The organism is Pseudomonas sp. MWU13-2517 (genome assembly GCF_023242545.1).
Classification (GTDB): Bacteria; Pseudomonadota; Gammaproteobacteria; order Pseudomonadales; family Pseudomonadaceae; genus Aquipseudomonas.
Genome location: NZ_JALMFA010000011.1, coordinates 71,622 through 94,109, shown reverse-complemented (window position 1 = coordinate 94,109; position 22,488 = coordinate 71,622). Strand labels below are relative to the sequence as shown.

Sequence of the window (22,488 nt, the reverse complement as noted above, 5' to 3'; positions counted from 1 at the left end):
GGTTGAAATCGCAATCGCAACGTCGGGGTTGCTGGAAGCGATGTTATCGCCAGTGCAGGATTGACCCAGTTACCGAAATTTTACTGACCCAGGCTCCTACCTTGTGAACCATTACCAGTGCTGGATTTTTGCCGATTGGTATTGGGACAGTGTGGCATCGGCCATTGGGAAGATTCGGCGTCAACGCCAACAATTTGGGGCTTGGTCATCCCCATATTTTTCTACATATCCATGAACGGGCTTATCGTCGCCAATTCTGTGGCGGGCGCGTTGGCCTTCTTTCCCCACAGAGCGGGTTCTGCTTCGTCACTCGTCGGGGCCATACACTATGGCAGCGGCATTTTCAGCTCAGCATTGTGGCCGAAGGGAGCTCGCGGAGAGAGGTCCTGACCCAGTCGCCATGTCCGTCGATGCTGAAACCGAGCACAAATTGAACAATTGTTCTTATGGGGGTAAATCTCAACTGTTCTTCTGGCCGATTGGTTTCCTGTCACAACTCACCAGTTCGGATTGCCGTGCTCATGGGAATCCAAAGAGTTTGTATAAAATCCGGGCTTAATTAGGATAATAGTAGGGATAAATATTTTTGAGGTCAGCAAATTTTATTGTAAAACAGGTACTTAAATTTCAATTCGAGTCCAGGTCGTGAGCCAGATAGAGAAAAGCCTGCAGAGATGCAGGCTTTTTTTTGCCTTGGATTTGACCTTTGCCGTCCAAGTGCACGGGGGGATTTCCGCTCACCAGAACAGCACCTTCAATGCTGATGCGACCACGACTGGATCGAAAACTGCCCCCATTCACTGGTCACTTTTTTATGCGGCTGGTCAATCTGGGCGCATCAATCAAACAAGATGCGTTGCCCAGACCGTTACACCCAACATCACTTATGCAGGATCGCCTGGTGAATATCCTGCAAAGCCATGATGCGCTGGGCAGCGTTGAGCTTGATGGCTTCCTTGGGCATGCCGAACACCACGCAGCTGGCCTCGTCCTGGGCCACCGTCGCGGCGCCGGCGTCGAGCATTTCCTTGAGGCCGCGGGCGCCGTCGTCGCCCATGCCGGTCATGATGATGCCGGTGGCGTTCTTGCCGGCAAATTTGGCCACTGAGCGAAACAACACATCCACCGATGGCCGATGGCGGTTGACCAGCGGCCCGTCGATGACCTGAGCGTGGTAGTAGGCGCCGCTGCGTGTGACCATCATGTGCTTGCCGCCGGGAGCGATCAACGCCAGGCCGGGCAAGATACGGTCGTTGTTGCGCGCTTCACGTACTTCGATCTGGCATACGCTGTTCAGACGCTCGGCGAAGGAGGCGGTGAACTTTTCCGGCATGTGCTGCACGATCACCATGCCAGGGCACACCCTCGGTAACGCTGTCAGCACGGCCTCCAGCGCTTGGGTGCCGCCCGTGGATGTGCCGATGGCGACTATGCGCTCGGTAGTCTGGGCCATGGCGTGGCCGTTGGCGGCGGGCAGGATCGCATCCGCCGTCAGTTTGCCGGCGACAGTGGGCGCCGGTGTCGGCTTGGCGATGCGCTTGCCGAGGTTGCTGACGTTGGAGTTGGCCGCCGCGCGGATCGCCGCAATCAGCTCCGGGCCCGACTCGATCAGGAAATTCTTCAGCCCGCTGGTGGGCTTGGTGATGATTTCCACTGCGCCAGCCGATAACGCCTGCAGGGAGGTTTCCGCGCCTTTCTGGGTCAGTGACGAGCAGATCACTACCGGTGTCGGACGCTCGCTCATGATTTTCCTGAGAAAGGTGATGCCATCCATGCGCGGCATTTCCACATCCAGCACAATCACATCCGGCCATTCTCGGGCGAGCTTGTCCATGGCGAAAATCGGGTCGGAGGCGGCGCCTATGACGTGGATATCCGGCGTGTCATTGAAAATCGCCAGCAGCACTTGGCGTACAACGGCCGAGTCATCGACCAGCAATACGCTGATTTTTTTGGTAGGCATTGTTTTCGAGTAATCCCATTGGTTGATGCCGGACCCAGACGTTGCCGTTCCACAGGTCGAACACGATAGTGCGATAGCCGGTGCTGCCCATGTCCTGGGCCGCCAGGTGCAAATGATGGTGCTTGGCGAGTGCCAGTGCGGCGCGGATGTTCAGGTTGGCCACATTCTGCGTCGGTAGTTGGCGGTGCTGCGTGGGGAACATCTCGCCGCCGCCGAACGCCTTCACCTGATAGTCCTGGGCGCGCGTGCCATGGGCGCGTGCGTGCTGAATCAGCAACTCCAGCGCTTCGTCGCCGTACTTGCCATCCAGGGGCTGGCCATGACGCAAGCGTGCCGGCAGCATGAAATGGCACATGCCGCCGATCCGCCGCTGCGGATGCCAGAAGGTGAACGCCACGCAGGAACCAAGCAAGGTGCGCAGGCGAGTCGGCCGCGTCGCAAAACTGACCTGGCCGGGCGCCAGCACCACTTCGAGCGCACCGAGGGGCTTTTTCATGGCTTGCGGTAAATCGACGGCGCCACCAGCTTCAAGGTGTCGTTCACACCGTTGAGGCTCTCCGAGTGGCTGATAATGAAATGGCCGCCGGGTTTGAGTTGCGGCAACAGGCGTGCGACCACTTGGCTCTTGGTCTGCTGGTCGAAATAGATCATCACGTTGCGCAGGAATATCACATCGAACTCGCCCAGGCCTGGCAGCGGCTCGTTCAGGTTGACTTGCACAAAGTTGACGCGGTTGCGCAGGCTCTTGTCGATCAGGAAAGTGCCTTCCTGGCGGCCGATTCCCTTGAGGCAGTATTTGGTGAGCAGCGGCTGGGGCAGGGTACCGATGCGCTCCATTGAGTAATGCCCGGTGCGCGCCTTGGCCAGCATCTGAGTGCTGATGTCCGAGCCGATCACTTCCCAAGGCGTGGTGCCCAGGGCCTCGGCCAGCGTCATCGCCAGGCTGTAGGGCTCTTCGCCCGAAGAGCTGGCCGCGCTCCATACGCGGAACACTTTGCCCGGCGCTGCCTTGGGCAGTACCTGCTGACGCAGGAAGTCAAAGTGCTTGGGCTCGCGAAAAAAGTAGGTTTCGTTGGTGGTCAGCAGGTCCAGCGCGACTTGCAACTCGCCCTTGCGCTGGTCGCTCATGATCAGCTTGAAATAGTCCCCGTAACTCTCCAGTTCATAATGCTTGAGGCGCTTGAACAGGCGCCCGGCAACCAAGGCTTTTTTGGCCGGCGACAGATTGATACCGGCTGCACGGTACAACCAGGATTGGAATTGACCGAACTCACGGTCATCGAGGGAGGCGGTGTCGGTCATGATCGGACCTCAACGCTGCTCAAGATCGAGCGCCGGTGCCTGGGCGCTTTCGGCCAGGCTGGACATCTCATCGATAGAAAGTACTTTGCCCACTTCCAGCACAATCACGAACTTGCCTTCGACCTTGGCCATGCCACCGATGAAGTCGGCGCGAATCCGCGCGCCAAAACTGGGCGGGGGCTCGATCTGGGCCGCGGGGATCTCCTGCACGGCTGATACCGTATCCACCAGCAACCCGATGTCTTGGGGCTGCCCATCTTCGGTGCTCGCTTCGATGATGATCACGCAGGAGCGCCGGGTAATCGGCGAGTTCGCCCGGCCGAAACGCGCCGACAGATCAACCACCGGCACCACGGCGCCGCGCAGGTTGATCACACCGCGCACGAACGCGGGCATCATCGGTACCACGGTCAGGCTGCCGTACTCGATGATTTCCTTGATGCCCAGAATGCCGATGGCGAACATCTCGCCACCGAGTATGAAGGTCAGGTATTGCGCTTCTTCATCTGTGGCAACCGCGGACTGGCGGTTAGTCATTACTGCACCCATGTCATTCTCCCTGTAAGCCCGCATCAATGCTTTGCATCAGAAACGGGTGAATTCCGATTCATCCGGGGCGCTGACCATATTGTAGGCAAACGCTTTGCGGGGTGCCTGCGGTGCCGAGCGGGGTGGTTGGCGGCCGGGCTTGTTGCCCGGGCTGTCCACACTGCTGGTTTGAACCGCGGCGCCGGCGGTGGCGTCGAGTACAAAAAAGCTCATCGCCTGTTGCAACTGCTCGGCCTGGCCGCTCATTTCTTCGGCCGTTGCCGCCAGTTCCTCGCTGCTGGAGGCGTTCTGCTGGGTCACCTGGTTGAGCTGGGTCATGGCCGTGTTGATCTGTGCCACGCCGGCCGCCTGCTCTTCGGAGGCGGCGCTGATTTCCTGTACCAGGTCGGAGGTCTTGTTGATCGAGGGCACCATTTCGTCGAGCAGTTTCCCGGCTTTTTCGGCCATGTCCACGCTGCTTGACGACAGTTCGCCGATTTCCTGGGCGGCCACCTGGCTGCGCTCCGCCAGTTTGCGTACTTCAGCGGCTACCACCGCGAAACCTTTGCCGTGTTCGCCGGCTCGCGCAGCCTCAATGGCGGCGTTGAGCGCCAGCAGATTGGTCTGGTAGGCGATATCATCGATGATGCTGATGCGCTGGGCGATTTTCTTCATCGCCAGTACCGTTTGTTGCACCGACTCTCCGCCGTCGGTGGCTTCCTTGGCCGCCTTGCTGGCCATGCCATCGGTGACCTTGGCGTTTTCGGTATTCTGATTGATGCTGGCGCTCATCTGTTCCACCGACGCGCTGGTTTCCTCGACGCTGGCGGCCTGTTCACTGGTGGCCTGGCTCATCGACTGCGCGGTGGCGCTGACTTGCTCCGAGGCGCTGGCCAGGTTGTCGGCGGCATTGCGTACTTCGCCGATGATAGTCGCCAGTTTGCCGACCATATTGCGCATGGCATTGAGCACCATGCCGGTTTCATCTTTCCCGCCCGGTGCGATAGGGGTGCTGAGGTCACCTTCGGCCAATTGCTCTGCGGCGGCCGCGGCTTGCTTCAGCGGACGGGAAATAATCCGCGCGATGAACATCGCAAGGCCCAGGCCGATCAACAGGGCGGCGACCAGCACCGCGATGATCGACACGCGTGCGCTTTCGTACAACGCCGAGCCCTTGTCACCGACTTGGATCGCGCCGGCTTCATTGAACTCGACCATTTTCTGCAGGCGGTTGGTCACGTCATCGAAATGCGTTCTGGACTCCCCTCTGAGCAAGGTACTCGCAGCGACTTCCTGGTTCTGCCGGGACAAGTCGAGCAACTGCTTGCTGGTCGCCAGGTAGGTGGACCAGGCACTTTTCAAACCGACCAGAAGCTGACGTTCTTCATCGCCCGACAGCAATTGCTCGTAGGTGCCCATGCGGGTATCGAACTGTTGACGCGACTCATCGGCTTCGCGATCTGCCTGGGCCTTTTCTTCGGCGATCTCGGTACTGACGTGGCGGTTTTCCTTCAGCCGATAATTGGCCGCAAAAAAACGCATGCCGGCCGCTGCGCGCATGGACGGCATCCAATCGCTCTTGATCTCCTGGGCTGCCTGGTTGACGGCACCGAGCTGGAGGATTGCGAACCCACCCATGGCCGCAGTGAGGGCCAGGACCACCAGGAATGCGCTGATCAACTTGGTGGAAATTTTAAGATTGTAGAACCATTTCATCGGGGAACCTCCATGGAATTGCAAATGCGTCAGCGAACGCCGACCGCGGGCGACGGGGGCGCCTGAGGTGTGCGGGCTTCCTGTTGTACGATTTGGTTGAGCAGCGCCGGTATATCCAGGATCAGGGCCACCGCGCCGCTACCCAGAATGGTCGAGCCGCTGATGCCGCGTAGCGCGCCGAACAGCTTGCCCAAGGGTTTGATGACGGTCTGGAACTCGCCGAGCAGGTCATCCACCACCAGCCCGGCCTTGTGTTCGGCATAGCGCACCACCACCACGTTCTGGCGGCGGGCCGGTGGGCCTTCGTGGCTGAAGTGGTCGCGCAGGTCCACCAACGGCAACACCTCGCCGCGCAGATCCAGGTAACCCTGGTCGCGGCTGGATTGACGCTGGTGTTCGTCCAGCTCGACGCATTCCTGGACCATATCCAACGGAATCACGTAGGTGCAATGGTCGATGCCGACCAGGAATCCGTTGATGATCGCCAGGGTCAGCGGCAGGCGAATACGCACCACGGTGCCCTGGCCGGGGCGGCTGTCGAGGTCGACGGTACCGCGCAACAGGGTGATATTTCGTGTGACCACATCCATGCCGACACCGCGTCCGGAGAGGTTGGTCACCGCCTCGGCCGTGGAGAAACCGGCTTCGAAAATCAGGTTGTAGATTTCCTGGTCGCTGAGCACCGCACCGCTGGCGACCAGCCCGCGCTCCTGGGCTTTTTCCAGAATACGTTCGCGATTGAGCCCGGCGCCATCATCGGCGATTTCGATCACGATACTGCCCGAGTCGTGGTAGGCATTCAGGCTCAGGTGACCCTTGGTCGATTTACCGGCCGCGCGGCGGGCCTCGGCATTCTCGATGCCATGGTCCATCGCATTGCGCAACAGGTGCATCAGCGGGTCGCCGATTTTCTCGACTACGGTCTTATCCAGCTCGGTTTCCGCGCCGCTGATGATCAGGTCTATATCCTTGCCCAGTTCCTGACTGACATCGCGCACCACGCGGCGGAAACGATTGAAGGTATCGCCGATGGGAATCATGCGCAGGCGCAGCGCGCCATCGAGGATCTCTTCCACCAGCCCGGAGACGGTCGAGGAGGCTTCCTGCAGCGGGTCGTTGTTGCAGGAGCGAGCCAACAGGCTGGCGCCGGCGCTGGCGATGACCAACTCGCCGACCAGGTTGATCAGTTCATCGAGCTTGTCGGCATTGACCCGTACATAGCTGCCATCCCGCGGCTTGGCTTCGCTGGTCGTCGCCACGCGCTGTTGCGTCGTCACCATCGGGCTGGGAGCAGTCTGCGTGACCAACTCGGTGCCGGCGGCGGCGCTGCTGTCGCTTGGCGCGTCGAGGGCGCTGATGTGCACCTCACAGTCATCGCGTACGAAATCGAACACTTCATTGAGGGTGGCATGGCCGGCTTTCGAACGCAGGTCGATTTCAAAGCCCAAGTAGCAGCTTTCCGGATCCCAGCCGTCCACGGGCGGAATGCTCTCGGTCAGGGTGGTGACCTGTAACAACTGGCCCAGCGTGGCGAGGTAGCGCAGGAAGGACAACGGGTCCATGCCATTGCGGAACACATCCACGCCGAAGCGCAGCGAGATATGCCAGAGCACCTCGTCGCGGTTTTCGTCATTTTGGCCAGTGCTCTCCACAACCGCGATCGCCGTCTGCAGCGGCTGATAGGCGCTCAGTGCCTCGCGCAACAACTCACCGTGCTCCAGCGTCGCAGGCTGCAGCGCTCCATTGTGATGGTCGACCGCCTCGATCAGTTCAAGTATGTGGTCGCCGCACTTGAGAAGCAGCGCGATCAGCGCCGCATCCACCGCCACGCTGCCATCGCGCAGGCGGTCGAGCACGTCTTCGACGATGTGCGTGAAACCGACAATCGGTGCGAGGCCGAACAACCCGGCGGAGCCTTTGATGGTATGGGCGGCACGAAACACTGCGCCGATCGCATCTTCATCACCGGGTTCGCTTTCCAGTTGCAGCAGGGATTGCTCCATGACCTGCAACAGCTCGCGTGCCTCGGCGATAAAGGTCTGCTGTGCCTGATCGAGATCAATACTCACCTGGACACTCCTTGTCGCTCATTGAGCGGGGCTGCGTCGCGCTAGAAGATCGCGCCGCCACATAGTTGAAAGGTGCTCGTGACCGCCTGGCTCTGCCCGGCAAGGCTCAAGTCCGTCCCATTGCCGGCCGCTTCGCGCTTGATGACCGCGAGCAATTGCAGGCCGGCACCGTCGATTTCCGTGACCTGGGACAAGTCGAGTTCCAGGCGCGGCGCCGCGCCAATCTGCGGCAGCAGCTCGGTGGCAAGCTCGGCCACGGTGTAGATCGTCAGTTCGCCGTCAATGCCTATGCGGGCGGTGCCGTCGACTGTTTCGCGGGTGATGGACATAAAGCCTCCGTGCCGTCATCGGTCAGGGCAGGATCAGCTTGGATACCGCCGCCAGCATCTGCGCCGGCTGGAACGGCTTGACCACCCAGGCCTTGGCGCCTGCGGCCTGGCCTTCGGCTTTCTTCGATTCCTGCGACTCGGTGGTCAGCATGATGATCGGGGTGAACTTGTAGCTGGCCAGCTTCTTGACCTCCTTCACGAAGGTGATGCCGTCCATGTTGGGCATGTTCACGTCACTGATGATCAAGTGCACCTTTTGCCCGTTGAGCTTGCCCAGCGCGTCCTTGCCATCGCACGCCTCGATCACGTCGTAGCCGGCGCTTTTCAAGGCAATGCCGACCACTTGTCGCACGCTGCTCGAGTCGTCGACCACTAATACATTCTTCGCCATGCCGTGCTCCTAGAAAAAAGTGATGTCTTGTGAACTCTGTTGCGCCGCGGTGTCGCCCCGATGGGTGCGCCGCTGCTCGTCGGTGGCATAGGTGGCCTCCATGCGCGCCAGCCATTGGCGGGCATCGACGGCTACCAGTTGGTCGGGCGCCTGGCTGGCCTGTAGCAGGTGCTCATGCAGGGCGTGCATGTTGTCGCGCACATGGCTGAGGATCTGGCTGACCCGGTCCTGGAATTGCAGGTTGACCAGTACGTCGGTCATCTCGTCACGGATGCCGTAGCTTTCCTGCTTGAGCAGGTCGGCGGAGTCGGCCAGGCGCCCGGTGATGCTCTGGAAGCGTTCGAGCACCTGCTGGATGCTCTGCTCGGACGCGGCGACGGAGTGGCTGTCCTGGTCGGCGCTGCTGGACGCTACCTGGACCAGTTGGGTGATGGCGTTGTTAATGATGTCGACTTTGGCCGACATTTGCTGGCCGGTCTCGCTGGACTTACTCGACAGGCTGCGCACCGCATCCGCAACCACGGCAAAACCGCGCCCGGCTTCACCGGCCCGGGCCGCCTCGATGGCGGCATTGAGGGCCAGAAGGTTGGTTTGCGCCGCAATGGCCGCCACATCGGCGGCCATGGTGCGCAGTTCACCGGTATAGGCGGTGAGGCTGCGCACTTGGGAGAGGGTCTGGTCACGGCTCGATTGAGCGGCCTTGAGAGAGTCGATGACCTGGCTCAGTTCGCTGTCGCTGCGTGCCAGCGCCTTGAGCGCGCCGTCGGCAGACTGCCCATCGAGCTCGCCGGCGGCTTGCTGCGAGGCCTGCACGGTGTCCTGCAGGCGCGCGGAAATACCGGTGAAGCGGTTGGCCAGGCTCACAATCGCGTCCTCGGTCTGCTGGCGCGAGTTTTCCACTTGCTTGGCCCAGATGGGCATGGCGCCCAGCAATACCTCATCGAGTTGCGCGCGCAAGGCCGTGCTGTTTTGCGTCGCGTCCACATCTGCTTGATCGGCCTTCGCCCATGCCATCGCGCGCAGCACCGCGTCACGCTGTGAGCGTGCGCTCCAGGCACAGGTACCGAGACCGATCAGCAGCAGTACGGCACAGGCCGCCAGGTTGGTCGGCGAGGCTGATTGCAGGAGCGTCCATGCAATGGCAGAGATGACCGGAAGTAACGCAAACCAGCGAAAAGGCAAAGAAACAGGGGGTGAAGTACGGCCGGATTGACGCTGAGTCATGAGTTCGGTCCTTGAACATTGTTGCAGATATGAACGACATAAAGTCTATCTGTCCCTGGCGCCTTAACTTTAGATTTGGTACGTACCTTCCGTCCGGTTTGTGACTGCTGCGTTACTGGGCGCCGGCAGGAGGGTTGCCCTATCTCTGGAGAATCCGCGGCTCTTCAACCGTAGGCAGGATGTACTTGAGCCACCCGGCACGGTGTGAGCCTGGCAGACCCTGCGCCTCGTCGGCACCCGCCGATTCACCTTCATCGTCGTCGTAGCAGTTGTCGCTGCTGCGTCTGCCATCAGCATAGACAATAAAGCCGCCACGGCCTTTGTGGCATTCGTACAGATACACCGGCGACAGGTCTCGGTGCTTATCGATGTGCGCATTCAAGCGGGTGATATAGATACCCATCGACAACGACACGCAAACAATCAGCACCACGCACAGTACCAACTGATAGGTATAGCTGATGTTTACGTCATCAGGACGCATTGGCGACATGAAACGACCCTGTTCGCTCAACGTTCTGGCCCACCAGAAACCAGCTATTCCCGCCAATGCGCATCAACTGAGCTTTCGGTGCGGGGATGCCGGCCATCAGGGCGAAGAAAATCAACACCAGCAGGGCACCGGTGATCATCGAAGACAGGTTCATGGCTGTGACGCGCTCTGGATAAGAAGAGCCTGAGCTTAAGCAGGGGAGGGTTAACGCCAGGTAAACATCATTAGAGGGCAGCCGACTTCCGTTATCCTTCAAACCTCTGCGCAATACTGTCCGAGGCTTTTTCCTGTGCATATTCACCTGCTGTTGGTCGAAGACAACCTGGATCTGGCCACCACCGTCATCGAGTATCTGGCATTCAGCAGCATCGTCTGTGACCACGCCAGTAATGGCCAGGCCGGGCTTAATCTGGCACTCAGCCAACATTACGACGTTATTCTCCTGGATATCATGCTGCCGCGACTGGACGGCCAGCAGTTATGCGAACGATTACGTCAGCAGGGCGTCCAGACGCCCATCCTGATGCTGACCTCGCTGGATGCGTTATCGGACAAACTCGCCAGTTTTGCCGCTGGAGCCGACGACTATCTGGTCAAACCGTTCGAACTGGCCGAACTGGTGGCCAGGATTCGCGCACTGAGCATGCGCCGCAGCGGGCAGACCAGCCGCCTGCAGGTGGACGACTTGGTGATGGAGCTGAGCACCCGCAAAGTCAGTCGCGCAGGACAGGAGCTACATTTGTCACCCATCTGCTGGAGCTTGCTGGAACATCTGATGCGCGCCAGTCCTGAACCGGTTTCCCGAGAGCGCTTGGAAGCAAAGGTCTGGGGTGATGAGCCACCCGACAGCAATACGCTCAAAGTGCACATGCATCGGCTACGCAAGGCAGTTGATAAACCCTTTGGCCGGCCGTTGATCCACACCCTTCCCGGGGTCGGTATTCAGGTGAAGCCACATGCGTAATGGTTTGAGCCTGAAGTGGGTGATCAGCGGAAGTTTCCTGTTACTGATCGCGGTGGTGTTGCTGATCTACAGCCAACTGCTGCCGGCCTTCACCGTGCGCGGCTTGCTCTACACCGCCAGTGCGATGATGGAAGAAGAAGCCCAATATTTTATCAGGCACTACAAGAAGGACCCGGCCACGCCGCCTCCGCACAATTACTTCTATACCGGTGTCATCGGCAAGGAGGCGTTGCCGGAGAACATCCGCCAGATGCTGGATGCACCGCCGAGTCTGTCCTTCGGCGCGGTCCATATCTTTGGCGATCTTTACTCCGATGACGACGACGCGGTGTTCCAGATAATCCTCGAACAGCCTCTGGGTGACGGTAAAACCCTTTATCTGTATGACGTCGATCATGATCAGGAAGCAGGTGGTGAAGTCGAGACACCGTTGTCCGATGCCTACTTTGACCAGGTGCTGCAAAGCGTCGCCTTCATTAGCCTGGCGGTGTTCGTGCCGGCGCTGTTCATCATCGCCCTGCTGGTCTGGTGGTTGGTTCGCCCGCTGGGGCGCCTGGCCCAATGGTCCAGTACATTGAAAGACCCTGGCGCTATAGCCTGCGGGCGTCCTGGCTTCAGCTTCAAGGAGTTCAATATGCTGGCCGAAGCACTGGCCAAAAGTGTTGAGCAGGTGCAGGCGGCCAGCCAGCGTGAAGGTCGCCTTTTACGCTACACCAGCCATGAACTGCGGACCCCACTGGCGGTGCTCAAGGCCAATATGGAGCTGTTGACCCTGCAATCGGGCGGTGTGCTGCCGACCTCTTTGCAGCGCATCGAGCGTTCCGTGCTGAATATGCAGCTTATCGCCGAGACGTTGCTGTGGATGAGCCGTGAGCGTCCCGAACCGTTGCCGGAGGACGATGTTGACCTGGGCGAGCTGGTCGGCGAACTGATCGAGAAACATCGCTACCTCATCGGCAACCGGGATATCGAGCTGATCATCGATATCCACACCGGACTTTGTCGATTGCCTCCCACCGCATGCCGCATTGTGATCGGCAACTTCCTGCGCAATGCACTCCAATACGCGGAAGAAGGCCAAGTGGAAATCAGCTTCAACTACCCCTGGCTATCTATTGCCAACCGGACGAGGGAGACCCCGCCATCGCAGGAATCCAGCGACTTTGGCTACGGCCTTGGGTTGCAGTTGATGCGGCAGTTATGCGCAAAACTGGGCTGGCATATTGAAGTGATCCGCGTGCAACAGCGGTTCACCGTCATGCTCGACTTCACCAGCTCGCGGGTAGTCGAGTCGGCAAGTTAAAGGCGGGCGACGCCTGGTCCGCCATTCGTAGCAGATACACGCGCTCGGCACCGTCGCGCCGGCGCGGGAAATGCCCATGGTTTCAAACCCGGCGCGCGGGCGACGGGAAAACCGCTTGCCGTTGGGCACTAATGTGACTTTGCCCGGTCAATAATCCTCGCAATATCATTCACTTGGCTCCGTTTCGCGGAGCCTGCCGCCTCACTCCCATTCGAAGAATCACTCCATGTACCTGCGCAAAATTGCAGTTGGGCTGTCGGCCCTTGTTTTGCTCTCCTCCGGGGCGCAAGCCCGCGGCCTGTTGGACTTTATCAAGCCACCAGCCCAGGAGCACAGTTCACGCTCCGGCTCGATCAGCCAGGGGGCCGCCCTCGACCTCTATTCCAGCCAACAAAAAAAGCCCTCGTTTGATGGGTGTGCCGATCTGTTCCCCGCTGCGACACCGATCAACCTTGCTACCGTGCCGGTCTCGATGAAGCCCCTGGCCCTGTGCTCGGACAACTTCGCGGTGCTCTATTCACAAACCAGCAGGACGCCGCTGGTGGTGGTCGAACGCCTGAATGCCGCGCAATTGAAAGACGCCAAGGGCGAGGAACGCACCAACCAGTTCTACCCGGACCCGCGCATTCCCAAGGACGGTCGCGCAGAACTGAGCGATTACCGCGGCCAGCATCCTGCGGTGGACCGCGGCCACCAGTCCCCGGCGGCCGACGCACCGAGTGCCAATGCCATGGCGCAATCCTTCGCGTTGTCGAACATGGTGCCGCAGGACCCCACCAACAACCGCAAGATCTGGAGCAAGGTCGAAGCGGATGTGCGTAAATTTGCCACCCGTGCCGGTGGCAACGTGTTCGTGTTCACCGGCCCGCTGTTTGACCCGGGCTACAGCACCATTGGTACTCACAAGGTCTGGGTGCCGACGCGCCTGTTCAAACTGGTGTATGACGCTTCGTCAAAGCGTGCCTGGGCCTACGTGTTGCCCAACGCCGAGACTCGCATTCAAAAACCGATGGACTACGACACCTTTGTGAAGAGCACCGGGCTCAGGTTATTGGGCAATCTGCCGGTTACCGGTTCGGTGGGGCGCACTTGATGCCACATCCGCAAGGTCGGTGATATTGCCGGCCTTACTTGCCTTTTTTCAGCGCCTTCAAGCGCAATGTCGCGCGCTGCACGGCGGCCATCTTTTCCGGGCGCTTCATGCGTTTCCATTTGCGGATGTCATCCTTGCTGCGTCCGCAGCTGATGCACAAGTCACCGCTGAGCTGGCAGGTGGAAATGCAGGGGTTTTCAATATCTTTGGCCAAGGGTTCATCCAGGTGTGCAGTAAAGACCGTAGTTATGCCGGGTGAAACTCGACAGTGAGGTGACTCACTTCATGTACCGGCCCAAGGCGCCGACGAATACTCTCGGCATCCGTGGTCGGATGGCCGACCACACTGACAATCGCCGCATGGGCCTGGGGGCCGACTCGCCAGACGTGCAAGTCGGTGATCCGGGCATCGCCGGGTTGTTCAACCAACTCGCGGATCTCTGTGGCGACATGTGCATCGGTCTGGTCCAGCAACACGCCGGCGGTGGCCCCCATCAAGCTCCAGGCCCACCGCGCAATCACGGCGGCACCGACAATGCCCATCAGCGGGTCCAGCCACACCCAGCCCAGGTAACGTCCAGCCAGTAGCGCCGCGATGGCGAGCACCGAGGTCAACGCATCGGCGATCACGTGCACGTACGCGGAGCGCATATTGTTGTCGTGGCCATGAGCGTGAGGCTCGTGGTCGTGGTCATGCCCGTGGCTATGGCCGTGACCCAGCAGCAGCGCACTGATGATATTCACCGCCAGACCCACCACGGCAATCAGTGTCGCCGTCCCGAACTGCACGTCGGCAGGCTGCAGCAAGCGAATCACCGACTCGATGCCGATGCCTAAGGCTACCAGCGCCAGAATCAGCGCCGAGGCGAAGCCGCCCAGGTCACCCACCTTGCCGGTACCGAAGCTGTAGCGCGGGCTGTTCGCATGCCGTTTGGCATAGGCGTAGGCCGCAGCGGCAATGCCCAAGGCGCCGGCATGGGTGGCCATGTGAAAGCCGTCAGCCAGCAGGGCCATGGAGCCGGTCAACGCGCCGGCGGCGATTTCCGCCACCATCATGACGACCGTCAGCATCACCACCCACAGGGTGCGTTTGGCATTTTCTTCGTGGGATGAACCGAGGAATACATGCTCGTGGGTGTGACTGGTGAGGGTCATTTGGAGTACCGCCGAATGGCTTCAAGCAATTCTTCGACACCTTTGTTGCGCGCTTCTTCGCTAAGGGACGGGTCGGCCACGTGTGCCCTGGCGTGGTCTTCGATGATTTCCTCCATCAGCCCGTTAATCGCACCACGGGTGGCCGCCACCAGGTGCAGGGTCTTGGCACAGTCGGCGTCTGATTCCAGCGCTTTTTCCACCGCCTGGATTTGCCCGGCGATGCGTTTGACGCGCTTGATCAAGCTGTCTTTGTTCGCGGCTGTATGGCTCACGGTATACCCCCCCTACCTATAGTGTCGCGAATCATGGCATACCCCATCCCCCTATACAACTGAGTGAGGTGGCGTTGAACACTGGCTGAGAGTTTGTGCCCATGAATGTCCGAATCCGTCCTCAACCGGTCCGGCGCGCGCCTGTCGCGCACGTGTCGGCGTACCTACCATGGCCTGCATCATTCACTGAGATGACAGCCAAGAGGATTGCCCATGAGCCGCAAAGCCCTGATCGTGATCGATGCCCAGCATTCGTTCCGCCACGCCACCTACTGGTCCGAAAATGACCTGCCTGGCTACCTTGCCAATCAACAGGCCCTTATTGACGGGTGTGTTCAGCGCGGCATTCCGGTGATACAAGTCTTCCATGTTGAAGACCAGGGGTATTTTTCGATGGCATCGGGCAACGTCAGAACCTTGGGCGAGTTGTCGATCGAGCCCGCCCTGGTCATCCATAAGCGCTACCACAGTGCTTTCGCCGGTACTCCCCTGGCTGCACGGCTGACGGAAATGGGGGTGACCACGCTGATCATCAGCGGCATTCGCACCGAGCAATGCTGTGAGACCACCACGCGGCACGCGTCTGACAGCGGCTTTGCCGTGGACTTTGTCAGTGAGGCGACGTTGACCTTCCCCATGACTCACGCGCGCAGTGCACGGGTCTACACCGTGGCCGAGATCCGCGAGCGCACAGAGCTGGTGCTGGAAGACCGCTTTGCGCGCATCGTCACCGTCGCCCAGGCATTGGAGGCATAACCCCGTGAGCGTGCCGGTGCTTTTCGTGTTGCTGCCCAATGTACTGATGCTGGACCTGGCAGGTCCCGCCGAAGTGTTGCGCCTGGCCGCTCAAGTCGAAGACCCGGCCGCCATCGACTTCGACCTGCAGTACGTCAGCCCGGTGGCGTCCCTGCAAACCTCCATCGGTTTGCCGCTCACAGGCTTGGCGCCGCTGCCACCGGCCCTGGCACCGGGCACGCTGGTGGTGTTGGTGGGCTCCACGTCGAAGGTGACCCAGGCATCCCAGCAGGCGTTTGATACCGCCAGCGCCGCACTGACTCAATGGCTGCAAACGGTGTTCGCGCCGTCGGGCGAGCGGCTGGTATGCGTATGTGCAGGCGCGTTGAGTGCCGCCAGGGCTGGGTTGCTGGATGGGCGCCAGTGCACCACGCACCATGCGTTGTGCGAGAGATTGCAAGCCATCGCGCCCAGAGCCCGCGTCCTCGAAAACCGGCTTTACGTCACCGACGGTCCGGTGAGTTGCAGCGCCGGCGTCACCGCGGGTATCGACCTGATGCTGCACCTGCTCGCCGAACTGGCCGGGGCACGGCTGGCCTGCGCGGTCGCCCGGGACATGGTGGTGTACATGCGCCGCAGTGGAGCCGACCCGCAACTGTCACCCTGGATCTCGGGGCGTAATCACCTGCACCCAGCGGTGCATCGGGTGCAGGACGCCATCGCTGCCGCCCCCTGTGAAGCCTGGTCCGTCACGCGTATGGCGAGCCTGGCGTATACCAGCAGCCGCCACCTGGCGCGGCTGTTCCAGGAGCATGTAGGCCTCAGCCCACTCGACTACCTGCATCGGCTGCGACTGGCCGTGGCGCGTGAACTGCTGACTGAGTCGAACCTGGCGATTGAAACGGTCGCCGAACGTGCAGGCTTTGGTTCGGCGCGCCACTTACGGCGCATCTGGAGCAAGTACGAAGCCGGTACGCCTTCCGCGATGCGGCTGCTTGTCGGTGTCGATTGATGATTCAGCAAGGCGTATCGGCGGGGGTATCCGAGGCTTGACCGGCGTCAGCCGCCAGTTTCGCGCGGTCGGCTTTGCTGATGTATTTGTCTTTGCTTTTCGGCGCCAATTTGGCGCTGGCCTTTTTGGCCTTGGCCTTGAAGAGTTGCTGGAGTTTCTTTTGGCGATTCATATCTTTTACCTGGTTGTGCAGATCCGGATGATATCAGTTAAAAAAAGCGCTCGTGATCTGGGTAATGCCAGTCAGTTAAGCGTAAGTACCGTCTGTAGGAGCGAGCTTGCTCGCGAAAAAACTCAACGATAACGCGTGTTGCCTGAATGAACGCGGCGCCTGTGAGTTTTTCGCGAGCAAGCTTGCTCCTACAAAAAGCCTTGGCTGACTGGCACTGTTCATGATCTGGGTCGCTTTTCAGCGCCGAACTGTGCATTGAACCACCGGTCTTTTTGCCAATAATCGGGTCGGGTATCCAACGCGAAGGGCGACCCTGATGAGCATCCACACCCGCACAAAACGCATGACCGTCCCGCAACTGGTGGCGATGAAGGGCCAGCAGAAGATCGTCTCACTGACCGCGTATTCCAGCGCGATTGCCAGGCTTATCGACCCCTTGGTTGACTTCATTCTGGTCGGCGACTCTACGGCGATGGTCGGCTATGGCCGCGCGTCCACCTTGAGCATGCAACTGGAAGAAATCATCGGCCATACCCGCGCCGTGGTCGACAGCACGCACCTGGCCTGCGTGATCGCCGACATGCCCTTCGGCAGCTATCAGGAGTCCTTCGAGCAAGCCTTCCGCAATTGTGCCCAGGTGCTGGCACGCACCGGTTGCGATGCGGTCAAGCTGGAAGCCAATCAGGCGTTGGCGGGGACGGTCGAGTTTCTCGTGGCGCGAGGTATTCCGGTGATGGCGCACGTGGGGCTGATGCCGCAGTTCGTTAACGTGATGGGTGGCTTCAAGGCCCAGGGCCTCACGGCTGAAACCGCTGCGGTGATTGCCGGGGATGCCCGTGCCAACCTGGAAGCGGGCGCGTTCAGTCTGCTATTGGAGGGTGTGGCCGAGGGGGTGGCGCGGCAGATCACCCTGGATTCAAGAATGCCCACTATCGGCATTGGCGCGTCACCGGCGTGCGACGGCCAGGTCCTGGTCACCGAAGATGTGTTGGGCCTGGGGGGCGACCACCTGCCGCGCTTCGTCAAACAGTACGCCGACGTCGGTGAAGTGATACGCGATGCCTGCGCGCGTTTTGCCGACGACGTACGCCATGGTCGCTTCCCTGAAGCGCGTCACTGCTACGGGCTTTGACGGAACGCCTCGGCCAGTTGTTGTATGGCCTGGGCGATATCCTTGTTCCAGTCGAGGGTATAGCTCAGGCGCAGGTGCTGCTGCCAGGCACCTTGCTGGCTGAACAGTTCACCGGGGGCGATGACGACGCGCTGGGCCAGCAAGCGTGTGAACACCGAGTGCATATCCACCGGCCGCTTGGCTTGCAACCAGAAACTCGCACCGCCTTGGGGGGCCTGAAGGTGCCACACGTCGTGGGTATCCAGCAGGGCTTTGAGTTGGTTCATCCGCGCGCAAAGCTGTGCGCGAAGTGCTTTTAAATGGGCGTCGATGCGTTTGGAAGTGAACAGCTTGGCGATGGCTCTCTGACGAGTCGGCGAGAGGCGAAACCCACGCTCCAGAAACAACCGCTGTAGCGCCGGCCCTTGCTCGCGGCACAGCACATACCCATAGGGCGCTTCGGAGCCGATTACTTTGTCGAAGGTCGAAAACACCAACAGCCTGCGTGGGTCGGCAAAGTCGCGATAGCGTGCAGGGTGTGGCGCGAAGCACAACTCGCCGTAGGTGTCATTCTCGAACAGCCAGATGTCCCGCTCCGCCAGCCAGCGACAGATCTGCTGCTTGTCCTGCGCCGGCATCAGGCCGCCTTGGGGAATATTCACGGTCGACGAAAATACCGCCAACCGAACCGGCTCCTGCTGGAGCAACCCACTGAGTGCCGCCAGGTCGAAACGCCCGTGGGCGTCGAGGTGTAACTCGATCACACGCACCTTCGCCGCTTCCAGTTGACGCAAAACCGCCCATGAACAAGGCGACTCTACCAACGCCACTGTACCTGCCAGCTCCAGGGCATTGAGAGAGATGGCCAGCACACTGTGCAGGTCCGCGCCGATATACACCTCATCGGCCTGCCAGTAGCGGTCGCAGGAGTGGGTGTAGCGTTCGGCCAGGGCGGCGCGCAATTCGGGTTCGCCGAACGGCAGGTACAGGGGCGCAAGCGAGCGTGGATACTGCCGCGCCAACTCGCGCTCCATCATCCGCAGCGGGTTCTCGAGAGACAGCAGCATGGCCGGTGCATCACTACTCAATGCCAGCACTCCAGGTTGCCGCGCGTTGGCGAATACCCGGTCGAGCAGGTTAGATGGGCCCGGGTCCAATGTGCCGCCGGGGAGCGCCTTGATGAAGTAACCGAACTTGGGCCTGGCCTCGACCCGCCCCTCATCTTCAAGCAGCGCATAAGCATACTTGGTCGTCGACACCGACACTCCCAGGCGCTGCGCCAATTGGCGCAGCGATGGCAGTTTCTGCTCGGTGTGCACAGGGGCCGCCTCGATCAACTCGACGAGGTAGCGGTACACGGTCTGGTAGGCAAAGGCAGTGTGTTCGGCTCTTTCCATGATCACTCGAAGCGCTCGACCGAAGCTGATAGGGGACACATCAGGGGGTGGTCCGGCCCAGTATCATCCAAGGCGATGCAATACGGGAACCCATCCTCAAGACGCCGTTAACCCGCCGGCGCCGGCCTTCGCACGTGTTGCGCGCCGTGCCATTACCCAAGCCAAGGCCGGTGCCAGGGTAAACAACGCGAACAACCATTGCGCGGCATTGGCGATGCCTGCATTGCCGGTCGCGTCATTGATACCCGCCACGTTAGAGATCACGCCCGCCAGCGCGGCGCCCATTGCCATGGCGAACAGTTGCAGGGTGGTAATCGACGCAGCGGCCGTGTCTTTATCCTGCTCCGACGCCACTTGCAGAATGCGTGTCAGCAGGTGCGGCCAGCCCAGGCCAATGCCGAAACCTACCAGGAACATCCCCGCGCAGATGGGTGCCAGCCTTACCCATTCACCCAGGCTGGTCATGGGCGTAGTGATTGCCAGCAGCACCAGTCCACCCACGATAAACAGCGGCCCGGCGAGGATGGCGCGCTGCGCGCCACGGCCGCTCCAACCGGAGCTGAGGATTTCCGAGACGGTCCAGCCGGCGGCCATCAGCGCGGCCATGTAACCGGCGATCAGCGGCGACTGGCCGTGCAGGTGCTGCAGAAAGTACGGCATGAAAATCTCGCTGCTCATACCGATCACCAGCAGGCAGGTAGTTGCATAGAGTGCGCAAAGCGGGGTGCTGAACTTCACCGCGTCCCTGGGTAGCAGGCGGATCGAGGCGCTGGACTCGTGCCGGATCAGCAGGAACACCAGCACGGCGCAGGCCGCGATGCCCAGCACGTTCCAACTTGGCAGCGACGAGACACTGCCGGCACACACCGCCAGTACGGCAGCCGCCAACAGCACCAATTGCGCTACGGGCAAGCGGCTGGTGCTGCCCGCGGTGGTGTCGTGTGCCGGCAGGGCATGGCGGGTCAGTACGATGTAGGCAAGGCTTACCGGCACCATGGCGCCGAAGGCGTAACGCCAGGCGTCCATTTCGGCGAACACGCCCCCCACGGCCGGGCCTACCAGCGTGGCGACGCCCCACATGCCCGACACCAGCGCCATTGCCCGTGGCCACAGGCGTTCTTCGAACACCCGTTGGATCATCGAATAACACAGCGCCAGCAGCATCCCGCCGCCCAGCCCCTGGATCAGACGACCCGCGAGCATTACCGGCATGCTTGGCGCCAGCGCGCAGATCAACACGCCGCCCATGAAGATCAGCGTGGCGACGGTATAGGCCAGCCGTGGGCCGGTGCGTTGCAACAGCTTGGAGGTAAGTGCGGAACCGAGGATCGAAGCCACGACGTACAGCGTGGTGCTCCACGCATAGAGCGCCAACCCGCCGATCTCAGCGACCACGGACGGCAGGATAGTGGTGGCGATGTAAGTGTTGGTGGCATAGAGCGCTATGCCGCCGGAGAGGGCGATGGAACGAGCGGCATTCTTGCCGCGGAGCAACTCGCCCCAACTGCTGTCGTGGGTGTGCATCGACGCTTCCTTGTGCTGCTTTCGGGCTTGGGTTAATTTACCAAGTAACTGCTTTGAATATTGCGTTGGGGCTATTTATTTTGTCAAGAAATGACTTGGAATATTCGTCGGGGTCACCGGCGGATCGTTTGCTGCACCTGCTCAAGACACGTGGGCCGCAACTGGCCAGTGATGCCGGCGAGTTTCTGGGCACGACCGGTGAAGCGGCGCGTCAGCAACTGGTGAAGTTGGCGGCTGGCGGCCTGGTAGAGGCGCAGTCAGAGGCGCGCGGGGTAGGGCGCCCGACCCAGGTCTGGCACCTGACGGCAGCGGGGCATGCGCGTTTTCCCGACACTCATTCGGAACTGACCGTGCAACTGTTGCAGACGGTGCGCGAGACTTTTGGCGAAGAGGCCATCGACCGTTTGATCGACGTGCGCGAACGTCAGACCCAAGCCCTGTATGAGCGTGAGATGGAAGGCCTCAAGGGCTTGAAAGCACGGGTCGAGCGGCTGGCGCAGTTGCGCACGCGCGAAGGCTACATGGCCCAATGCAGCGAACAACCGGACGGCGCCTTGATACTGGTGGAGAACCACTGCCCGATCTGTGCAGCGGCCAGTGCATGCCAGGGGTTCTGCCGAGCGGAATTGCAGGTTTTCGAACAGGTATTGCTGGCGAAGGTCGAGCGTGTGGAACACATCCAGCTAGGGGCTCGACGGTGTGCTTACCGGATTGTCCAGGTTTGAGCGCGGCGAACTAACAATGGGCGCGGCGGCTCGACGCATCATGAGTGCTCACCTGCCCGCGTCCAGAGTTGATGCGATTTCCTTTGCGACCTCCCTGAACACCCGCGCCGCCGCTGACTGATAAACCCCCTTACGCTGCATCAACACGGCGGTGCGTTGCAGCCGTTGTGGCCCCAGCTCAATCGCCACCAATCCTGGATGCGCCCGTGCAATAGCGGCCGGTAACAGCGTCGACAGCGTGGTCCTGCGCACGCCCTCAATCAGCGCTCCAATCACATTGGCTTCCATCACAACACGCGGACGGATGCCGTGCTGGTTGAAGTAACGGTCGATTTGCTCGCGGGTAGCGAACGCCTTACTCAATAAAATCAGTGATTCGGCGTTCAGCGCTTCCAGGCCGATCGCCCGTTCCCCGGCCAGTGGATGTTGATCACCGACCACCAGTGCGAGGGTTTCAACCAGCAGGGGGCAGGCCTCGATGTCCTGCGGGTGCACCTCATCAAACGCGATGCCCACATCCAATTCATCGGCCAGTAGCAGGCTTTCCATCGCTTCCTGGGCGACCTCATGCAGGCTCAAGGTGATGTTCGGATAGCGACGATGGAAGGCTTCCAACAGCGGTCCGACAAGGTAAGTGGTGAAGGTGGGCGTTACCGCAATTCGCAGCGTCCCCCGGCTCAAATCCCCCACGTCATGAATCGCACGCTGGCCTTCCTGCAGTTCCTGCGCGGCACGTAGCGCATAGCGCAGGTAAACCTCACCTGCATCGGTCAGACGCGTCTTGCGACCCGAGCGATCGAATAGTTGTGTGCCGAGGCTTTCCTCCAACTGCCTTACCTGCTGCGACAGTGCCGGCTGCGAGACGTGCAAGGCCGCGGCCGCTTTGGTAAAGCCTTCGTGTTGCGCAACGGCCAAAAAGTACTGGATGTGTCGTGCCAGCATGTTCGTGTTCATAAGATTATCTGATGGCTTGAATAATATTTGAGACTTTTACCTTATTTAAAGGGCTG

The 22,488-nt window shown here is 60.6% G+C and carries 25 protein-coding genes; 7 read left to right on the top strand and 18 right to left on the bottom strand.

The window, feature by feature from the left end:
• Positions 1-880: 880 nt before the first annotated feature.
• The 11 genes from M5B97_RS17335 to M5B97_RS17285 all read right to left on the bottom strand — a co-directional run bounded on the left by M5B97_RS17335 (position 881) and on the right by M5B97_RS17285 (position 10,169).
• On the bottom strand, positions 881-1,963 hold the full coding sequence (locus M5B97_RS17335; RefSeq protein ID WP_123717609.1) for a chemotaxis response regulator protein-glutamate methylesterase: 1,083 nt from the start codon (positions 1,961-1,963) through the stop codon (positions 881-883).
• On the bottom strand, positions 1,926-2,459 hold the full coding sequence (gene cheD / locus M5B97_RS17330; protein WP_123717610.1) for a chemoreceptor glutamine deamidase CheD: 534 nt from the start codon (positions 2,457-2,459) through the stop codon (positions 1,926-1,928). Before cheD ends, M5B97_RS17335 begins: the two co-directional genes overlap by 38 nt.
• Positions 2,456-3,265, bottom strand: coding sequence for a protein-glutamate O-methyltransferase CheR (locus tag M5B97_RS17325; protein ID WP_248732135.1), 810 nt, complete (start codon positions 3,263-3,265; stop codon positions 2,456-2,458). The genes cheD and M5B97_RS17325 overlap by 4 nt, the downstream gene beginning before the upstream one ends.
• 9 nt (positions 3,266-3,274) lie before the next feature.
• Positions 3,275-3,814, bottom strand: a complete 540-nt coding sequence (locus M5B97_RS17320; protein ID WP_248732134.1) for a chemotaxis protein CheW — start codon at positions 3,812-3,814, stop codon at positions 3,275-3,277.
• Between the two features lie 36 nt (positions 3,815-3,850).
• Positions 3,851-5,509, bottom strand: a complete 1,659-nt coding sequence (locus tag M5B97_RS17315) for a methyl-accepting chemotaxis protein (RefSeq protein WP_248732133.1) — start codon at positions 5,507-5,509, stop codon at positions 3,851-3,853.
• A gap of 29 nt (positions 5,510-5,538) precedes the next feature.
• Positions 5,539-7,578: a chemotaxis protein CheA gene (locus M5B97_RS17310; protein WP_248732132.1), complete on the bottom strand. Its 2,040-nt coding sequence runs from the start codon at positions 7,576-7,578 to the stop codon at positions 5,539-5,541.
• A gap of 41 nt (positions 7,579-7,619) precedes the next feature.
• On the bottom strand, positions 7,620-7,907 hold the full coding sequence (locus tag M5B97_RS17305) for an STAS domain-containing protein (protein ID WP_248732131.1): 288 nt from the start codon (positions 7,905-7,907) through the stop codon (positions 7,620-7,622).
• Between the two features lie 22 nt (positions 7,908-7,929).
• Positions 7,930-8,298 (bottom strand): response regulator, encoded by a 369-nt coding sequence (locus tag M5B97_RS17300; protein WP_003174214.1) that lies wholly within the window; start codon positions 8,296-8,298, stop codon positions 7,930-7,932.
• Positions 8,299-8,307: 9 nt separating this feature from the next.
• Complete coding sequence (locus M5B97_RS17295) at positions 8,308-9,522, bottom strand: methyl-accepting chemotaxis protein (RefSeq protein ID WP_248732130.1); 1,215 nt, start codon at positions 9,520-9,522, stop codon at positions 8,308-8,310.
• Positions 9,523-9,661: 139 nt separating this feature from the next.
• Positions 9,662-10,015, bottom strand: coding sequence for a hypothetical protein (locus M5B97_RS17290; RefSeq protein ID WP_248732129.1), 354 nt, complete (start codon positions 10,013-10,015; stop codon positions 9,662-9,664).
• On the bottom strand, positions 9,996-10,169 hold the full coding sequence (locus M5B97_RS17285) for a hypothetical protein (RefSeq protein WP_248732128.1): 174 nt from the start codon (positions 10,167-10,169) through the stop codon (positions 9,996-9,998). Before M5B97_RS17285 ends, M5B97_RS17290 begins: the two co-directional genes overlap by 20 nt.
• A gap of 135 nt (positions 10,170-10,304) precedes the next feature.
• Here M5B97_RS17285 and M5B97_RS17280 point away from each other — a divergent pair, with 135 nt between their 5' ends.
• The 3 genes from M5B97_RS17280 to M5B97_RS17270 all read left to right on the top strand — a co-directional run bounded on the left by M5B97_RS17280 (position 10,305) and on the right by M5B97_RS17270 (position 13,375).
• Entirely contained in the window at positions 10,305-10,979 is a 675-nt protein-coding gene (locus tag M5B97_RS17280) for a response regulator transcription factor (RefSeq protein WP_134656807.1), read from the top strand.
• On the top strand, positions 10,972-12,282 hold the full coding sequence (locus M5B97_RS17275) for a HAMP domain-containing sensor histidine kinase (RefSeq protein WP_248732127.1): 1,311 nt from the start codon (positions 10,972-10,974) through the stop codon (positions 12,280-12,282). The genes M5B97_RS17280 and M5B97_RS17275 overlap by 8 nt, the downstream gene beginning before the upstream one ends.
• A 226-nt stretch (positions 12,283-12,508) precedes the next feature.
• Positions 12,509-13,375 carry a DNA/RNA non-specific endonuclease gene (locus M5B97_RS17270; protein WP_248732126.1) on the top strand — a complete coding sequence of 289 codons (867 nt, stop codon included), beginning with the start codon at positions 12,509-12,511 and terminating at the stop codon, positions 13,373-13,375.
• Positions 13,376-13,409: 34 nt separating this feature from the next.
• Here M5B97_RS17270 and M5B97_RS17265 read toward each other — a convergent pair whose 3' ends face one another.
• Genes M5B97_RS17265 through M5B97_RS17255 form a run of 3 tightly spaced genes read right to left on the bottom strand, consistent with a single transcriptional unit; the run spans position 13,410 to position 14,802 of the window.
• Entirely contained in the window at positions 13,410-13,589 is a 180-nt protein-coding gene (locus M5B97_RS17265; RefSeq protein WP_248732125.1) for a DUF1289 domain-containing protein, read from the bottom strand.
• Positions 13,590-13,621: 32 nt separating this feature from the next.
• A complete protein-coding gene (gene dmeF / locus M5B97_RS17260) occupies positions 13,622-14,530 on the bottom strand; it encodes a CDF family Co(II)/Ni(II) efflux transporter DmeF (protein WP_248732124.1) in 909 nt (302 codons plus the stop codon).
• Positions 14,527-14,802, bottom strand: coding sequence for a metal/formaldehyde-sensitive transcriptional repressor (locus M5B97_RS17255; protein WP_248732123.1), 276 nt, complete (start codon positions 14,800-14,802; stop codon positions 14,527-14,529). The genes dmeF and M5B97_RS17255 overlap by 4 nt, the downstream gene beginning before the upstream one ends.
• A gap of 213 nt (positions 14,803-15,015) precedes the next feature.
• On the opposite strand from M5B97_RS17255, the gene M5B97_RS17250 reads away from it, so the two are divergent.
• Together M5B97_RS17250 and M5B97_RS17245 are read left to right on the top strand one after the other, a co-directional pair.
• Complete coding sequence (locus tag M5B97_RS17250) at positions 15,016-15,558, top strand: isochorismatase family protein (protein ID WP_248732122.1); 543 nt, start codon at positions 15,016-15,018, stop codon at positions 15,556-15,558.
• A 4-nt stretch (positions 15,559-15,562) separates the two neighbouring features.
• On the top strand, positions 15,563-16,549 hold the full coding sequence (locus M5B97_RS17245) for a helix-turn-helix domain-containing protein (protein WP_248732121.1): 987 nt from the start codon (positions 15,563-15,565) through the stop codon (positions 16,547-16,549).
• A gap of 4 nt (positions 16,550-16,553) precedes the next feature.
• On the opposite strand, the gene M5B97_RS17240 is transcribed toward M5B97_RS17245, so the two are convergent.
• Positions 16,554-16,721, bottom strand: coding sequence for a DUF2986 domain-containing protein (locus M5B97_RS17240; protein ID WP_248732120.1), 168 nt, complete (start codon positions 16,719-16,721; stop codon positions 16,554-16,556).
• Positions 16,722-17,037: 316 nt separating this feature from the next.
• Here M5B97_RS17240 and panB point away from each other — a divergent pair, with 316 nt between their 5' ends.
• Positions 17,038-17,853 (top strand): 3-methyl-2-oxobutanoate hydroxymethyltransferase, encoded by an 816-nt coding sequence (panB, locus tag M5B97_RS17235; RefSeq protein ID WP_248732119.1) that lies wholly within the window; start codon positions 17,038-17,040, stop codon positions 17,851-17,853.
• Here the strand turns inward: panB and M5B97_RS17230 are convergent.
• Positions 17,841-19,229: a PLP-dependent aminotransferase family protein gene (locus M5B97_RS17230; protein ID WP_248732118.1), complete on the bottom strand. Its 1,389-nt coding sequence runs from the start codon at positions 19,227-19,229 to the stop codon at positions 17,841-17,843. The genes panB and M5B97_RS17230 overlap by 13 nt on opposite strands.
• A gap of 96 nt (positions 19,230-19,325) precedes the next feature.
• Positions 19,326-20,753 (bottom strand): MFS transporter, encoded by a 1,428-nt coding sequence (locus tag M5B97_RS17225; protein ID WP_248732117.1) that lies wholly within the window; start codon positions 20,751-20,753, stop codon positions 19,326-19,328.
• Between the two features lie 95 nt (positions 20,754-20,848).
• Here M5B97_RS17225 and M5B97_RS17220 point away from each other — a divergent pair, with 95 nt between their 5' ends.
• Entirely contained in the window at positions 20,849-21,478 is a 630-nt protein-coding gene (locus M5B97_RS17220; protein WP_218569368.1) for a metalloregulator ArsR/SmtB family transcription factor, read from the top strand.
• 48 nt (positions 21,479-21,526) lie between these two features.
• Here M5B97_RS17220 and cynR read toward each other — a convergent pair whose 3' ends face one another.
• On the bottom strand, positions 21,527-22,420 hold the full coding sequence (gene cynR / locus M5B97_RS17215; protein ID WP_248732116.1) for a transcriptional regulator CynR: 894 nt from the start codon (positions 22,418-22,420) through the stop codon (positions 21,527-21,529).
• Positions 22,421-22,488 lie beyond the last annotated feature (68 nt).

Bases quoted from the DNA above. Each gene is read 5' to 3' on its own strand.
- M5B97_RS17335 (WP_123717609.1), bottom strand. From the start codon at position 1,963: ATGCCTACCAAAAAAATCAGCGTATTGCTGGTCGATGACTCGGCCGTT.
- cheD (WP_123717610.1), bottom strand. From the start codon at position 2,459: ATGAAAAAGCCCCTCGGTGCGCTCGAAGTGGTGCTGGCGCCCGGCCAG.
- M5B97_RS17325 (WP_248732135.1), bottom strand. From the start codon at position 3,265: ATGACCGACACCGCCTCCCTCGATGACCGTGAGTTCGGTCAATTCCAA.
- M5B97_RS17320 (WP_248732134.1), bottom strand. From the start codon at position 3,814: ATGGGTGCAGTAATGACTAACCGCCAGTCCGCGGTTGCCACAGATGAA.
- M5B97_RS17315 (WP_248732133.1), bottom strand. From the start codon at position 5,509: ATGAAATGGTTCTACAATCTTAAAATTTCCACCAAGTTGATCAGCGCA.
- M5B97_RS17305 (WP_248732131.1), bottom strand. From the start codon at position 7,907: ATGTCCATCACCCGCGAAACAGTCGACGGCACCGCCCGCATAGGCATT.
- M5B97_RS17300 (WP_003174214.1), bottom strand. From the start codon at position 8,298: ATGGCGAAGAATGTATTAGTGGTCGACGACTCGAGCAGCGTGCGACAA.
- M5B97_RS17295 (WP_248732130.1), bottom strand. From the start codon at position 9,522: ATGACTCAGCGTCAATCCGGCCGTACTTCACCCCCTGTTTCTTTGCCT.
- M5B97_RS17290 (WP_248732129.1), bottom strand. From the start codon at position 10,015: ATGTCGCCAATGCGTCCTGATGACGTAAACATCAGCTATACCTATCAG.
- M5B97_RS17285 (WP_248732128.1), bottom strand. From the start codon at position 10,169: ATGAACCTGTCTTCGATGATCACCGGTGCCCTGCTGGTGTTGATTTTC.
- M5B97_RS17275 (WP_248732127.1), top strand. From the start codon at position 10,972: ATGCGTAATGGTTTGAGCCTGAAGTGGGTGATCAGCGGAAGTTTCCTG.
- M5B97_RS17270 (WP_248732126.1), top strand. From the start codon at position 12,509: ATGTACCTGCGCAAAATTGCAGTTGGGCTGTCGGCCCTTGTTTTGCTC.
- dmeF (WP_248732124.1), bottom strand. From the start codon at position 14,530: ATGACCCTCACCAGTCACACCCACGAGCATGTATTCCTCGGTTCATCC.
- M5B97_RS17250 (WP_248732122.1), top strand. From the start codon at position 15,016: ATGAGCCGCAAAGCCCTGATCGTGATCGATGCCCAGCATTCGTTCCGC.
- M5B97_RS17240 (WP_248732120.1), bottom strand. From the start codon at position 16,721: ATGAATCGCCAAAAGAAACTCCAGCAACTCTTCAAGGCCAAGGCCAAA.
- panB (WP_248732119.1), top strand. From the start codon at position 17,038: ATGAGCATCCACACCCGCACAAAACGCATGACCGTCCCGCAACTGGTG.
- M5B97_RS17230 (WP_248732118.1), bottom strand. From the start codon at position 19,229: ATGGAAAGAGCCGAACACACTGCCTTTGCCTACCAGACCGTGTACCGC.
- M5B97_RS17225 (WP_248732117.1), bottom strand. From the start codon at position 20,753: ATGCACACCCACGACAGCAGTTGGGGCGAGTTGCTCCGCGGCAAGAAT.
- cynR (WP_248732116.1), bottom strand. From the start codon at position 22,420: ATGCTGGCACGACACATCCAGTACTTTTTGGCCGTTGCGCAACACGAA.